The sequence below is a fragment of the Streptomyces sp. SD15 genome (assembly GCF_054462255.1).
Map to the genome: position 1 here is coordinate 19108 of NZ_JBTLMO010000072.1, position 13755 is coordinate 32862.

At 69.9% G+C, this 13755-nt stretch carries 16 protein-coding genes and 2 pseudogenes; 7 read left to right on the plus strand and 11 right to left on the minus strand.

Annotated elements, in window-relative coordinates; genetic code table 11:
- Positions 1–11: 11 nt before the first annotated feature.
- Complete coding sequence (locus tag ACX28W_RS39640; RefSeq protein WP_459004984.1) at positions 12–713, minus strand: response regulator; 702 nt, start codon at positions 711–713, stop codon at positions 12–14.
- A 236-nt stretch (positions 714–949) separates the two neighbouring features.
- Positions 950–1414 carry a cyclic nucleotide-binding domain-containing protein gene (locus ACX28W_RS39645; RefSeq protein WP_459004985.1) on the minus strand — a complete coding sequence of 155 codons (465 nt, stop codon included), beginning with the start codon at positions 1412–1414 and terminating at the stop codon, positions 950–952.
- A 295-nt stretch (positions 1415–1709) separates the two neighbouring features.
- Here ACX28W_RS39645 and ACX28W_RS39650 point away from each other — a divergent pair, with 295 nt between their 5' ends.
- The gene (locus tag ACX28W_RS39650; protein WP_459004986.1) at positions 1710–2618 is read left to right on the plus strand and encodes a universal stress protein; all 909 of its coding nucleotides are present in this window, start codon (positions 1710–1712) and stop codon (positions 2616–2618) included.
- A gap of 14 nt (positions 2619–2632) precedes the next feature.
- Positions 2633–3060: pseudogene (locus ACX28W_RS39655) on the plus strand (putative PEP-binding protein); the annotation flags it as partial.
- 166 nt (positions 3061–3226) lie between these two features.
- Here the strand turns inward: ACX28W_RS39655 and ACX28W_RS39660 are convergent.
- Positions 3227–3811, minus strand: coding sequence for an Rv1733c family protein (locus ACX28W_RS39660; protein WP_459004987.1), 585 nt, complete (start codon positions 3809–3811; stop codon positions 3227–3229).
- A 300-nt stretch (positions 3812–4111) separates the two neighbouring features.
- On the opposite strand from ACX28W_RS39660, the gene ACX28W_RS39665 reads away from it, so the two are divergent.
- The 4 genes and pseudogenes from ACX28W_RS39665 to ACX28W_RS39680 all read left to right on the plus strand — a co-directional run bounded on the left by ACX28W_RS39665 (position 4112) and on the right by ACX28W_RS39680 (position 7487).
- A complete protein-coding gene (locus ACX28W_RS39665) occupies positions 4112–5182 on the plus strand; it encodes a zinc-dependent alcohol dehydrogenase family protein (RefSeq protein WP_459004988.1) in 1071 nt (356 codons plus the stop codon).
- 392 nt (positions 5183–5574) lie between these two features.
- Positions 5575–6046, plus strand: a pseudogene (locus ACX28W_RS39670) (transposase); the annotation flags it as partial.
- A gap of 304 nt (positions 6047–6350) precedes the next feature.
- Positions 6351–6932: a sugar O-acetyltransferase gene (locus ACX28W_RS39675; RefSeq protein WP_459004989.1), complete on the plus strand. Its 582-nt coding sequence runs from the start codon at positions 6351–6353 to the stop codon at positions 6930–6932.
- A 12-nt stretch (positions 6933–6944) separates the two neighbouring features.
- Positions 6945–7487, plus strand: a complete 543-nt coding sequence (locus tag ACX28W_RS39680; RefSeq protein ID WP_459004990.1) for a TetR/AcrR family transcriptional regulator — start codon at positions 6945–6947, stop codon at positions 7485–7487.
- A 268-nt stretch (positions 7488–7755) separates the two neighbouring features.
- Here the strand turns inward: ACX28W_RS39680 and ACX28W_RS39685 are convergent, their stop codons facing one another.
- From ACX28W_RS39685 to ACX28W_RS39695, 3 genes are read right to left on the minus strand one after another with little or no spacing between them, the layout of a single operon-like run.
- Positions 7756–8769 (minus strand): NAD(P)/FAD-dependent oxidoreductase, encoded by a 1014-nt coding sequence (locus tag ACX28W_RS39685; protein WP_459004991.1) that lies wholly within the window; start codon positions 8767–8769, stop codon positions 7756–7758.
- A complete protein-coding gene (locus ACX28W_RS39690) occupies positions 8766–9305 on the minus strand; it encodes an isoprenylcysteine carboxyl methyltransferase family protein (RefSeq protein ID WP_459004992.1) in 540 nt (179 codons plus the stop codon). Before ACX28W_RS39690 ends, ACX28W_RS39685 begins: the two co-directional genes overlap by 4 nt.
- A gap of 27 nt (positions 9306–9332) precedes the next feature.
- Positions 9333–10391, minus strand: a complete 1059-nt coding sequence (locus ACX28W_RS39695; RefSeq protein ID WP_459004993.1) for a type III polyketide synthase — start codon at positions 10389–10391, stop codon at positions 9333–9335.
- A 151-nt stretch (positions 10392–10542) separates the two neighbouring features.
- Here ACX28W_RS39695 and ACX28W_RS39700 point away from each other — a divergent pair, with 151 nt between their 5' ends.
- Complete coding sequence (locus ACX28W_RS39700; protein ID WP_459004994.1) at positions 10543–11412, plus strand: UbiA family prenyltransferase; 870 nt, start codon at positions 10543–10545, stop codon at positions 11410–11412.
- A 223-nt stretch (positions 11413–11635) separates the two neighbouring features.
- Here the strand turns inward: ACX28W_RS39700 and ACX28W_RS39705 are convergent, their stop codons facing one another.
- From ACX28W_RS39705 to ACX28W_RS39725, 5 genes are all read right to left on the minus strand, one after another.
- Positions 11636–12073 carry a hypothetical protein gene (locus tag ACX28W_RS39705; RefSeq protein ID WP_459005000.1) on the minus strand — a complete coding sequence of 146 codons (438 nt, stop codon included), beginning with the start codon at positions 12071–12073 and terminating at the stop codon, positions 11636–11638.
- Complete coding sequence (locus ACX28W_RS39710) at positions 12073–12708, minus strand: hypothetical protein (protein WP_459004995.1); 636 nt, start codon at positions 12706–12708, stop codon at positions 12073–12075. Before ACX28W_RS39710 ends, ACX28W_RS39705 begins: the two co-directional genes overlap by 1 nt.
- A gap of 129 nt (positions 12709–12837) precedes the next feature.
- The gene (locus ACX28W_RS39715) at positions 12838–13011 is read right to left on the minus strand and encodes a CsbD family protein (RefSeq protein WP_459004996.1); all 174 of its coding nucleotides are present in this window, start codon (positions 13009–13011) and stop codon (positions 12838–12840) included.
- Between the two features lie 47 nt (positions 13012–13058).
- Positions 13059–13211 (minus strand): hydrophobic protein, encoded by a 153-nt coding sequence (locus ACX28W_RS39720; RefSeq protein ID WP_459004997.1) that lies wholly within the window; start codon positions 13209–13211, stop codon positions 13059–13061.
- A gap of 129 nt (positions 13212–13340) precedes the next feature.
- The gene (locus tag ACX28W_RS39725) at positions 13341–13553 is read right to left on the minus strand and encodes a hypothetical protein (RefSeq protein ID WP_459004998.1); all 213 of its coding nucleotides are present in this window, start codon (positions 13551–13553) and stop codon (positions 13341–13343) included.
- Positions 13554–13755 lie beyond the last annotated feature (202 nt).

Below are 13755 nucleotides of genomic sequence, written 5' to 3' on the forward strand. Positions count from 1 at the left end.
GGGAGGACTCATCATCGCGTCGGGTGGTCGGTGACGTCGGAGTGTTCGAGATGGCTGGCCAGTACCGCAGCCTGGACGCGGCGCTGGACGCCCAGTTTGGCCAGCAACCGGGAGATATGGTTCTTCACTGTCTTCTCGGACAGGTAGAGCCTCTTGCCGATCTCCCGGTTGGTGAGTCCGTCACCGATCAGCCCGAGGATGTCCCTCTCACGGGGCGACAGACTGGCGAGCTCGGGCGCCAGGGCCGGTGCCTCGGCGGGGTCCGCGCGCAGGGAGCGCATCAGCCGGGCGGTTGTCGTGGGGTCCAGCATCGACTGACCGGAAGCGACCGTGCGTACCGCCGAGACCAGGTCGGAGCCCTTGATCTGTTTGAGCACATAGCCCGAGGCTCCGGCCATGATCGCGTCGAGCAGCGCTTCCTCGTCGTCGAAAGACGTCAGCATCAGACAGGACAGCTCCGGCATCTGGCTGCGCAGCTCCCGGCAGACACTGATGCCGTCACCGTCCGGCAGGCGGACGTCGAGGACGGCCACATGCGGACGCAGCGCCGGGCCGCGCACCAGGGCGTGCTCGACGCTGTCGGCGTCGCCGACCACCGAGATGTCCGGCTCGGCGTCCAGGAGGTCCGTCAGACCGCGGCGTACGACCTCGTGGTCGTCCAGCAGGAAGACCCGGATGGGGTTCTGTTCCGAAAAGGTACGCGCCTCGGCCATGACGACCCCTTGTTCACTGGTGGACTGCGGACCACGAGCTGTATGTGACGACGATCATCACCCTGCGGGACCGGATGCACTAGGGCCGACCGGGCCCAACCGGAGCGTGGTTGTCCGTGCGGCCGCGGGTCACGGCTGCGGCCGGCGAACCGGGCAGGTCAGCTCCAGTGGGTCATCACATCGCTCACGATGTGCGGGCTCTCATGCACAGTGACTCCTGGCGGATCCCGCAGCGGTCAGCGAGCGCTTCCGCTGCCGTAAGGTGCGTAAAGGTCCAGCAGCCGGGTCCTGGCCGCCCGCAGCCGGCGGGCGACGATGTCTCCCACCCACTGGGCCACTGCCATTCCCAGCGCGGGATCGGCCTGGCACATGGCCTGTACCACGTGGGCATCGAACTCGTACGCGCGCACGGGACTCGTGGCCTCGGCGCCGAGGTGCCACGTGTGCGGTCCGAACAGCCAGGACCAGCCGATGAGTTCGTTGTGCCCGAGGGTCTCGATGACGGCCGCGCGCTGGCCGGGCACATGGATGTCGAGGACCACCGTGCCGGTTCGGATGATCCAGAACCGGTCCGCGCGCCGTCCCTCCTCGAACAGGCGGGTTCCCTGAGGGAACGACACCTCCCGCGCGATGCGCATCAGTCGCTCGCCGTGCTCGGCGGGCAACGCTCGCAGCGTGCTGAAAGTGGGGGAAGCGTTCATGATCATGGCCTCTTCCGGGGAGCGTGATCCTGCCGCCTCAAATCTCGCCCCGGTACCCCGCCTTCACCATGGGCCACCCGGCCCCGAGGCCGGGCCGCATGGCATCGGTCAGAGCTGAGGTCGAGCCGGTCCCCGCGCCGTTGCGGGAGGGACGCCGCCCGTGCCGTGGCCGCTGGGACAGCCTTGGGCCGAAGGACCCTCGGAAGGGCCTGCCCGGCCCCTGCAACCCTGCTCTCCCCGGTACCAGGCTCGATGGGAGAGGAATCCATGGGCATGTATTCAGGAGGTGCGGATCATGCTTCGGCACGTTGCTGCGGGGTTCGACGGTTCTCCCGAAAGCCTGGCCGCCGCCCATTGGGCGGCCCGGGAAGCCATGCGCCGAGGCACGGCGCTGCGCCTGGTTCACGCATGGCAGTGGCAGCCGCGGTCTGCCCCGTCGGTGCCCGCGGACATGTCCCAGCGTGCGTGGGCCGAGGACATGCTGGCACGGGCAGCGGACAGCATGCGCGCCGCGAACTCCGGGCTGCAGGTCATCGACCAGTCCGTGGCCGACTCGCCGGTGGCGGCCCTTCTGGCGGTGGCCGAGCAGTGCGACCTGCTGGTTCTCGGCTCCCGCGGACTCGGCGGCGTCGCGGGGTTCCTGACGGGGTCGGTGTCGCAACGGATCGTCGCCAGGGCACCGCATCCCGTGGTGCTGGTCCGGGCGGGCGAGTGCGCCGCCGACGAGCACCTCTCGGCGGTGGACGGGATTTCCCCCGAGGAGATACCCGAGACCCCCTACCGCGACGTCGTTCTCGGCCTCGGCGCCGACCGGCCCTGTGACGAACTGATCGAGTTCGCCTTCGACGCCGCCCGACGCCGTGGCGCTCCGCTGCGGGTGATCCACACCTTCAGCGCCCCGTCGGCCTTCGCGGCGGTGGACAGGCTCGCCACGGTGAACGGCCCGGAGCTGCTCGCCGAGCACGAGCACGCCGTGATCGCGACGCTGCGTCCCTGGTGCGAGAAGTTCCCCGAGGTAGCCGTCGCCGAAGCCGTCACCGAAGGGCGTGCCGCCAGTGAGCTGGTACGCGCCTCGACCGGCGCGGCCCTTGTTGTGGTGGGACGCCGGGTACGAGAAGCCCGGCTCGGCACCCATGTCGGCCCGGTCGCACACGCCGTGCTGCACCACGCACCCTGCCCCGTTGCCATCGTCCCGCACGTCTGAACAGTCCCCGTCCCGTGGTGGCGCGCGGCATGGGCAAGGTGTGTGTATGCGGTGCCGAGGAACTGACGGTGGGCGTCGAGGCACGGGCGGTCACCGCACCCGACCGGACCGTGCTCGCCGAAGGCACGGTGATCTCCGTGGACGGCACGGCGGGCACGGTCCACCTCGGGCTCTCTGCCGCTCACCGTCTCGCCGGTGGGCCGTTTCCTGGACACCGGAGAACGCGACGGGGCACTGACCGGGGCTGTGCCCCGTACCCTCGAACACGTCGACTCCATACGGCGCTTGGGGGTGCGCGCCAACGGCGACACCCCCGAGGACGCGGCTCGTGCCCGCCCGCTACGGGGCCGAGGGCCTCGGACTGTGTCGCACCGAGCACATGGTCCTGGGTGAACGGCGGAGTTTGGTCGAGGCGATGGTCCTCGCCGAGGCGTCGGACGCCTCCGGGCGCGGATGGGCCGAGTGGCGCCGGCCTGGGAGGCCGGTCGACCCGTGACCGGCCGTGCTCGGTGCGTGCTGATGCCGCGGTGGGGCGAGCACGACGGGGCGGCTCCGCAACGTCGACTCCACCTGGACGGTTGGACCATTGCAGGGGCCAACCGTTCCGGTCATGTGGCCTTGCGTCCCCACTGCGCTCCGAGCTGGTCCCACTCACGGCCCCATTGGGCATAGCGGCGCTGATCGAGCCGCCATTGCGCGACGCGGCCGGCGGCGAACGCGAGGCCGGCGAAGGCGGCTGCGGCCCCTGCGCCGAGCGTGCTCGCCTCGATGGCCGCCGCCGAGGCGGTCGGCGGCTCCGTCGTGGGGCGGCCCCCGCTGTTCAGCCAGATGACGACCTTCGATCCGGCCGGATGCCCGGAGTCCACCAGGGCTCGGCCGGTATGGGTGGAGCCGTCCGACGTCGTCCAGCGGACCATCGCCCTGACCTGGTCGTGGATCGCGCCCTCGGCCGTCGGCGCAATCCGTGCCGTGTTCTCGAGTAGGACGGCTGGGACAGAGTGCCGCTCGTTGCGTAGCTGCCCGAAGGACTCGTCGGCGGCATGGGCTGCCATCACGCCGACCAGAGTGCCCCCCAACGCGATGACGGTCCAGACGACCAGAATGATCCAGGCCTCGACGACATCGTCGTGCCGTCGCAACGGATTGCTCCGCCACCGCCACAGCAGCCGTCTCGCACACTTCGTCCTGCGCATCGCACCGCACCTCCTCGTCATCGAGGACAGCAACGTGACATTTCGGGATGGAGTGACGGCAGGGGCCGACCGGACGGCAGCAATGGGGGCCGACCGGCCCATGCGAACAGCATCCGCCACGGTCAGGCTGGACATACAAGGTCACTCCGCGCCCGAAGAGGCCGCTCAGCAGTACCCGAGCACAGCCGGAACTCATTATTCCGGATTATTCCGGCCGGAGCGGAGCGGCGCCTGCAGGAGGCCGATTGCTCATCGTCGTCCCTTACGACCGGCATCGGTCAGGCCCAGGAAGGGATCGTCATGAAGGCACTCGTATTCCACGGCTCCGGAAAGGCCGCATGGGAGGACGTCGCCGACCCTGGCATCCAGGACGCCACCGACGCGATCGTCCGCGTCGACGTGGTCACCATCTGCGGAACCGACCTGCACATCCTCAAGGGCGATGTCCCGGAGGTACGCCCAGGCACCGTGCTCGGGCACGAAGCGGTCGGGGAGGTCGTCGAGGTGGGCAGCGACGTCCGCACGGTCCGCCCAGGCGATCGTGTCCTGGTCTCGTGCATCACGGCGTGCGGCCGTTGCCGGTTCTGCCGCGAAGGCACATACGGGCAGTGCCGCGACGGCGGGGGCTGGATCCTCGGCCACCTGATCAACGGCACGCAGGCCGAGTACGTCCGCGTGCCACACGCCGACCTGTCCACGCATGTCCTCCCCGGCGCGTTGGAGAGCAAGGACGCCGTGCTGCTCGCCGACATCTTCCCCACCGCCTACGAGGTGGGTGTGCTGAACGGGCGCGTACGGCCAGGAGACACCGTCGTCGTGGTCGGTGCAGGGCCCATCGGGCTCGCCGTGATCGCCACGGCACGGCTCTACACCCCCGAGAAGATCATCGCCGTGGACCTCGCCCCGGCCCGGCTGGACGCCGCCAAACACCTTGGCGCCGACGCCGTGGCAGTGGGCGGCGAGGAGGCCGAGGAGTTGGCTGCCGATCTCACGCAGGGCCTCGGAGCCGACGTGGTCATCGAAGCGGTCGGGGTGCCGGAGAGCTTCGAGATGTGTACGCGCATGGTGCGGCCCGGCGGGCACGTGGCCAACGTCGGCGTACACGGCAAACCGGCGACACTCCACCTCGAAGACCTGTGGATCAAGAACGTGACGATCACCACCGGTCTGGTCGACACGCACTCCACCCCGACCCTGCTGCGCATGATGGCCGCCGGCCACCTGCCCGCGTCGTCCATGGTCACCCACACCTTCCCGCTGGACGCCATGGAGGAGGCGTACGACATCTTCTCGAGGGCCTCCGACACCGGCGCGCTCAAGGTCGTCCTCGGTGTGCCGCAGCACGACGTCCTTACGGTCAGGACGCCCTGACAGGAAGAAGCGAAGAAACAGGATGAATTGCATCTGCCGCAACACTCAGCCGAGGCCAAGGACCCCGTTTGCGCAGGTCAGTTGAGTGCGAGCGATGTCAGATCCGGCGACAGACGGCGATGACCTGCACCCCGGCAGATGGACGCAACAATGTTGCGTTGTGACAACAGCCGCGTGGTCACTCAAGCACCCGGTTCAGCACGTCTTGTTCTGGCGTCGAATGTCGTTCACCAGGACCCAGCGCCGGCGGGTGTCTTCGGTTGCGTCCTGGGAAGTGGTGTACGGGTTCGACCTGATCCGGGGGTTTGTTCCGGCATCGGGATGGTGCCCGCATAGATGAACGGCCACCGGCTGATCTTCGAAGTGTCGAAGCCTCGAAGGAGATCAGCACGATGACCGCACCTGACAGTGTGCCCCTGCATGCCCTCGCGGAAGACAACCTCGCCGCGGCGAGTCCGGATCTGCTGCGCGCGATGGTGAAGACGTTCGCCGACGCACTCATGTCCGCGGAGGCCGACGCTCTCTGCAACGCTGAATACGGGCAGGTCAGCGACGAACGCGTCAACCATCGCAACGGCTACCGCCCACGCGAGTGGGACACCCGCGCGGGCACCGTTGAACCGGCCATCCCCAAGCTGCGCCAGGGCAGTTACTTTCCGCACTGGCTCCTCGAACGACGCCGCCGGGCCGAGCAGGCCCTCATCAGCGTGGTCGCCACCGCTTACCTGCTCGGCGTGTCCACCCGCAGAGTCGAGAAGCTCGCCGAGTCTCTCGGCGTCACCCAGCTGTCGAAAGTCCCAGGTCAGTGCGATGGCCAAGCACCTGGACGAGCAGGTCGCCGCGTTCCGCAACCGGCCCCTGGACCGACCTCGCCTCGGACTCATCGGGCCCCGCACGGTGGCTGTGCGAAACCCTGGCGGCAGAGTTCGGAGTGACCCTGTCCCGGGACGCAGTCGTCTCCGGCCGTCTGCACAGCCTGGAAGTTCCGTCCTGGTCCCCGCCCGCCCGGATCCGCTGAGGGGCGTTGGCGCCGCCTGGCCCGTCAGCGAAGAGGGACCGTGGCTGACGCCCTTCGTACCCGAGGCATCGCCCACTCGCCGTGCGGGCGCCCCATGTCCCGAGCGGGAAGAGTGTACGTTCGTACATTCATGAGTGTACGATCGTACGCATGCCGATGGATTACTTCGCTGACGACCCGCGTACGAACCTGCAGCGCATGCTCGCGGGTGACTTGTACATCGCCGATGACCCGGAGATCGCCCGGCGACAGCAGCGCGCCATGAAACTGGCCGCCCGCTACCAGGTCGCTTACATCGAGGACGCCGACGGGGCCAGGCCGATCCTGTCCGACCTGCTCGCCTCGGTGGGCGAGGGCGTCGACGTACGGCCGCCGCTGTACGTCGACTACGGCACCAACATCACCATCGGGGCCCGCACCTTCGTCAACTACAACCTCACCGCGCTGGACGTCGCCCGGATCACCATCGGCGAGGACTGTCAGATCGGCCCGAACGTCCAACTCCTTACTCCTACCCACCCCGTAGAGCCGGAGCCCCGGCGCGACAAGCTCGAAGCCGCGCGCCCCATCACCATTGGGGACAACGTCTGGCTCGGCGGCGGGGCCATCGTGTGCCCCGGAGTGACCATCGGCGACAACGCCGTCATCGGCGCCGGGGCAGTGGTCACCAAGGATGTGCCTGCCAACGTCGTCGCCGTCGGCAACCCCGCCCGCCCTGTACGCAAGTTCTAGCCGCACTCCCTCATGGCCACCGGACACACCGACCCGCAGCGGCGCGAACGGATCCTCGCCGCCACGCTCGATCTGATCGTCGACGAGGGAGTCGCGGGCGTCTCCCACCGCAAGATCGCCGCCCGCGCCAACGTGCCCCTCGGGTCGATGACCTACCACTTCACCGGCATCGACGATTTGCTACGCCAAGCCTTCACGCGCTTCGCCCATCACATCGTGGCTGTCTTCGAGGAACACCTCAGCCGAGCACACAGCCCCGAGCAGGCCGGCGAAGCCGTCACCGACCTCATTCACGCTCTCTCCGACGGGCCTCCCCGCGATCTCATCCTCGCCCAGGAGCTCTACACCCTCGCCGCTCGCCACCCGGAATACCGGGAGCTGACCCAACAGTGGATGCAGCGCAGCCGCCACCTGCTGGAACAGCACTTCGACGCGGACACCGCCCGCCAACTGGACGCGTTGATCGAGGGGTTGACCCTGCACCGCGCCCTTGACGCCTCGCCTCACCACCGAGAACTGACGAGACAGGCCGTCACCCGCATCACCGCCGCATAGCCGGCACCCTCCCGAGCAGCCCGTGGGGAGCGGGCCTGACACCGCACCCCACGGGCCTTTACGTATCGGGGTTTCTCCGCACAAGGCGCCTCTCAGCGGCCTTGTGACGAGCGTGTCTCGCGATGGTCGGTAGGCGCCAAGGAAACGGCCAAGAGGAAACGGACCGCAGGGGTTACTCGGCCCTCTGATGTGGTGACCCACCTCCGTTGGCGCGGAGAGCGCGTACGTTTGGCATCGTCCACTTTCGGCGTGAAAACGGGCCAGGCCACTACTGCAGTGCGTGGACCGCGGCTGAAAACACCGGGGGCATCCGGGACGCTGCGGGGACGATGAGGCGGGCGGTGCCAGGACGGCGGCTCGCGGCCAGCAGGGCCCCGGTCAGCAGCCGGTGGCGCCGGGTCAGCCGGGCCCAGGCGCGCTCGTACTCGTCCGGTCGCCCGGCGGCCAGGCAGCGGACGGCGGCCCCGGCCGTCGCCAGCGAGAGGGCGATGCCCTCACCGGTGAGGGCATCGAGGTAGCCCGCGGCGTCGCCGACGAGCAGGACACGGCCGGCGGTTCTGCGCCGCACCCGTTGCAGCAGCGGTCCGGCGCCGCGTACCTCCGTCGCGGCCGGGCCGTGCAGCGCCGCGGTGAGGGCCGGGAAGCCGGCCAGGTGCTCGTCGTACCCGCGGCGGCTGCGACTGAGGACCGCGACGCCCACCAGGTCGTCGCCGACCGGTGTCACGTAGGCCTCGCCGTGCCGGGACCAGTGGACCTCCACGAAGTCCGTCCACGGCTCGACACGGAAGTGCCGGCGCAGTCCGTAGCGGCCGTGGGCTATGCCCGGCAACTCCAGCCCCAGGCCGCGGCGCACTGGGGAGTGCAGGCCGTCGGCGGCGATCAGCCAACGAGCCGTGGTGCCCGCGGCGGTGACACTGTCCGCGCTCTGGTGTACCTCGCTGACCTTTCCCGGCAGTATCCGCACGCCTAGGTCGAGAGCGCGCTGGTGCAGTGCGGAGTGCAGCGTTGTACGGCGGATTCCCAGCCCGCTACGGCCGCGGAAAGACGCTTCGGCGCGGGCGGCGCCGTCCACGTAACGGATGCCGCGCAGTTCGCGGCCGGTGACCTCGACGCCCAGTGCGCGCAGCGCGGTGACACCGCCGGGCATGACGCCTTCTCCGCAGGCCTTGTCCACAGGCCCGGTCCGGGGTTCGACGACGACGGTCTCCAGGCCGGCGAGCGCGGCGTGGATGGCGGCGGCCAGACCGGCCGGTCCGCCGCCGGCCACCAGTACGTCGATCATGCTTGCGCGGCCGTGGTCGGGGTGGTTGCGGCGGCCAGTGCCTGGTTCTCGCAGCGGATGCGCACGGTGAGCAGGGCGGCGTTGAGTACCGTGAACACGGCCGCGGTGATCCAGGCGGTGTGCACCAGTGGCAGGGCCACGCCCTCGGCGACGACGGCCACATAGTTTGGATGCCGCAGCCACCGCCACTGGTAGGGGCCGCCCGTCACCAGCGGCAGGCCGGGTACGACGATCACCCGGGTGTTCCAACGGGGTCCCAGGGTGCCGATGCACCACCACCGCAGTGCCTGAGCGGCCGCCAGCACGGTGAGCATCGGCCAGGCCAGGGCGGGTACGAAGGGTCGGTCGGCCAGCCACACCTCGGCCGGGCAGGCGACCAGCAGGCCGGTGTGGAGGGCGACCATCGCCGGGTAGTGGCCCTGCCCGGTCTCGGTCGCGCCGTGGGCGGTGCTCCACCGCTCGTTACGGCGGGCGACGACGAGTTCGGCGACGCGCTCGCCGGCGACGGCGGCCACCAGCAATCCGTACCAGATCATGTGTCCACTGTCCTTCGACGGTCCGAACTACCAGCGCAGCAGGACGAGTTCGCAAGCGAAGCCGGGCCCCATCGCCAGCAGTAGACCCGGCGTGCCCGGCGGCGGGCGGCGTTCGGCCAGCGTGTCGCGCAGCACATGGAGCACCGATGACGAGGACAGGTTGCCCACGTCGGCCAGATGACGCCAGGTCACATCGAGTGCGTCGTCGGGCAGGTCGAGGGCTTCGGTGACGGCCTCCAGGACCTTGGGGCCGCCGGGGTGGCACACCCAGGCGGTCACGTCCTTCGGCTTGATCCCGTGGTCGCCGAGGAACCCCTCGACGTCATCGGCGAGGTGACGGCGCACCACATCGGGGACCTTCGGGTCGAGGACGACCTGGAAGCCGGTGTTCTTGATGTCCCAGCCCATGACGCGCCCGGTGTCCGGATACAGGTGGCTGCGGGAGTCCACGATCGTCGGGCCGGCGGTTTCGTCCGGGCGGTCCGCGCCGCACGCGACGACCGCGGCGGCGCCGTCGCCGAACAGTCCGGTGGCGACCAGGTTGGCCATGGAGGCGTCGTTGCGCTGGAAGGTGAGCGAGCACAGTTCGACCGACAGCAACACCGCCACGTGGTCGGGTCGGCCCAGCAGGTAGTCGTGCATACGGGCCAGGCCGGTGGCACCGCCGGCACAGCCCAGTCCGAACAGGGGCAGCCGTTTGACGTTCGGCCGCAGTCCGAGGAGGCCGACCAGCCGTGCGTCGATCGAGGGGGTGGCGATACCGGTGACGGAGGTGAAGATCAGCAGGTCCACGTCGGCTGCGGACAGACCGGCGGCGTGCAGAGCGCCCCGGACGGCCTTGGCGCCCAGGTCTGTGGCGGCGGCGATGAAGACGTCGTTGGAGGCGCCGAATCCGTCCAGTTCCTCGTACCGTTCGAGGGGCAGCGTCATGTGGCGCGAGCTGACCTTCGCGCTGCGGTGCAACCGGTCCAGGACCCGGCGGTCGGTGTCCTCGGGCAGGCAGGCGCGGGCCACCATGTCCGTGATCTCGTGCTGGGTGCGACGGTGCGGTGCGAGGGCACCGTGAACAGCTGCGATCCGGGTCATACGGTTCCCGTCTGGTTCCTGCAATGGGCTGACCTGCTCTGCACGTGTTCCCCGGTCCGGGGCTTCGACACCCTTGATCGCCCGTCCGGCCGTTCGTCCTGGGGGCGCGGTGCTCCAGCCGGGTGGGGCCGGGGCGCCTACGATCGGCCGGGTGGGCACTCCCGAGCAGTCGACGGCCGGCGGCCCGGCCGCGAGTTGGGCCGGCCGGGTGGGCGGCCTGGCCGGGTCGTGCCACCCCGGGCCTGTCGTGGCGGTCACCGTCTTGATGGCCGCGCTGGCCGTGACCGCCGGCCAGAGCGCCGCGCGTTGTGTGCTGACCGGCGCCGCCGTTCTGACCGGGCAGTTGTCCGTCGGCTGGTGCAACGACGCGTTCGACGCGCGCCGGGACATCGCCGCGGGCCGCCGTGGCAAACCCGTCGTCGACGGCACGGTCGGCGTGACGGAGGTGTGGGTGGCCGCGTATGCCGCACTGGCGCTGTGCGTGCCGCTGTCGTTCGCCTGTGGGCTGTGGGCGGGCGCCGTTCACCTGGCCGGGGTGGCGGCCGCGTGGGCGTACGACCTGCGGCTCAAGGCGACAGCGTGGTCCTGGGCGCCTTACGCGGTGGGTTTCGCCAGCCTTCCGGCGTTCGTCGCGTTGGGGCTGCCGGGGCAGCCGTGGCCGGTCTGGTGGGTTGTCACCGCGGGGGCGTTGGTGGGGGTCGGAGCCCATCTGGGTGACGTGCTGCCGGATATCCGTGGGGATCTGGCGACGGGCGTACGGGGATGGCCGCACCGGCTGGGCCCGGACGGCGCGCGGCTGCTGCTGCCGGTGCCGCTGGTGGCCGCGTCCGCGGCTCTGGTGCTGGGGCCTGCCGGACCACCCGGCAGGTGGGGATGGGCAGTGCTCGTGGTGACCGCACTGATCGCGACGGCGGGGACGGTGCTGGGACGCCGCTGGGAGCGGTTGGCGTTCGCGGCAGCGGTCGCCGTGGCAGTGGTGGACGTGGCGTTGCTGCTGCTGCGCGGCACCGGGATCGCCTGACCGTTCGGCCTCGCCGGCCGGCTCACACCGTACGAAACCCGCAAGCGGAAGCAGGAGTTCCCCGATCCCTGCTGCGGTTGCCGTCAGTTTGCGAGTGCTGTCCGCAGTCGCGGCCGATGAGGCTGCCATGTGCCGCTTTGCCGACACAGCCGCCGCGGTCCGACCGGTGTGATGTGCGCACCGGTCTTCTGCGGCGGCTGTGCTTCCTGCGGGGAGGACGGTGTCACTGACTGGCAGGCACTGCCATGTGCAGCAGCCGTTCGATGATCTCCCGGTACTGCCGGAGCGCGAGCCGTAGTTCCTCGGTCTGCGCATCGGTGTCCGGGTCCTGCCAGCCTGTGCGCAGGACGCGCCGTCGTTCTGTGAGGGTGTCGGTGAACCGGGTGGCGACCTCGTCGAGGACGGTGTCGGCCTCTTCCACCGCCTGGCGTGGGCTGTCGACGAAGGTGGCGAGGGCCTGCTGGAGGCGCAGGGTGAACTTGTCCCGGTCGCCCTGTCGGACCAGTTCCGGGCCGAGTTCGCGATCGGGGCTGTCGGCGCTGGTGCCGGGCTCGCGCGGTGCGTGAGCGGGTTCGGCGCGGGGTGTCTGCGGGGCGCGCTGCATCGCGGGATCCGCGGCCACGGGCTGGGGTTGCCGTGCGTGTTCGGCGTTGTGCGACATCACGTGCTGCTTCCCTTCGCGTGGCGTCGGGTCAGTGGCCACGGCGCGTGCCCCTGGTCCTCGCGGCACGAAGCGTCGCGCCGATCCGGGTCGTCCGGCCGTTCGCCGACCAGCGCCTCGAAGAGGCCGCGGGCTTCGACCATGGCCTCCCGCATTTCCTCGGTGCCGCTCTGGTCGCGGGCCGCCGCGTGCATGCCGCGGTAGCCCTGGACTTGGTGGGAGTGGTGGACGGAGAGGGCGGCGATCTGGTCGTCGAACTGGTCGTCGAACTGCTCGCCGTCGGGGAAGCCGCGGTCCCCTGCCAGGCGCGCCAGCAGCGCATCCGCCTCGATGACGGCCTTCTGCGGTGATTCGACGAACAGCTCCTGGATGGTGGCCCATTGCGTCACGTAGTGCTCGCGGACCTCGGGCGACAACGACAGCTCCGTGAGGGAGCCGTGCGCCTTCACACGCTCACCGAGTTGCTGCTCGGCAGCCTTGGTGTCGCCGTCGTGGTCGGCGACGGCACGGTCGTACTCGGGGCCGAAGCGCCGCTTCAGCCCGTGCCCGCCACCGCCTTGCATTTGTCCACGTCCGAGATGGAGGAGGGCGGCCAGACCGATGACGATCACAGCGATGATCACGACGGTGAACATGGCCGCCTTCTCTGACTCTCGGTTCGCACGTTGGTCTGCTGCATTGCCGTCAATTCCTGTCGGCTGATTGAGCGTTGAGGCCTGCCGGGTGGTGCCACACGGTGTGGGAACGGCCCGGGGCGCTTTCTGTCACAGCTTGAAGCCGTCCTTGACGTTGTCGCCGGACTGCTTCAGGTTTCCGGAGACCTGGTCGGTCCTGCCGCGCCGCTGTAGTCGCCTGTTGCGGGTGGTCCGGCCGATGCGTTCGGTGACCAGGCCCTTCAGTGCCTGCGTCTTGTGCTTGATCGTCTGTCCGACGCTCATGGCCGGCCTCCTACTGGTTTGCGGGCGGGATCGAGCCTCGGAGCGGACTATCTGCGGCGGTACCGGCGCCTGCCCCCGCCGCGCCCGCGCATCGCGAAGCCGGCGAGCCAGACGGCCAGGAGTACGGCGGCGACCCACCAAAGGGCCTGCATGGTGAAGCCGAACCCGAACACCACCAGGATCAGCAGAAGGAGAAGCATCCACAGGATCATTGCCGGGCCTCCGGATCGCGGGAATTTCCTGACTTCCGCGGGGTCCGGGCGAAGCGGGAAGGCGGAATGCGTCGCCCGAGTGATCCGGAGTGGCATGGCCCTACACCGTGGTGTCAGTCAACGCCGGGCGACTTCCCTTGTCAACGCAGTGTCGACATGGGGGAGTTCTGCGAGCTGGGCAGGGGCCGCTGGGGCAAACGGAGCCTCGGCGGGAGCGTTGACCGGCTCGGCCGGTGGCGCCGGCAGGATGCGGTCCTCCCACCAGGACAGGCCCATCACGGTGGCGAGCAGGACGAAGGGGGTCGAAGCCGGAACGATCAGCGCGTACATGTGTACCGCCTGTCGTGGAATGCGTGCGACGCGGCGGGCAGCAGAAGGGTGCCCGCACGGGGCGCATCGATGCCGCGCCAGGATCGAGTGGCGATGGCGGGTGCGGGAGTCGCCCGTTGGGGGACGGGTTCCGGCACTGATGCGCGAGGTGCGCCCCCGAAGGAGCGCGAGAGGTGATCGACGCTGCCGGGGGCTCGGGCCG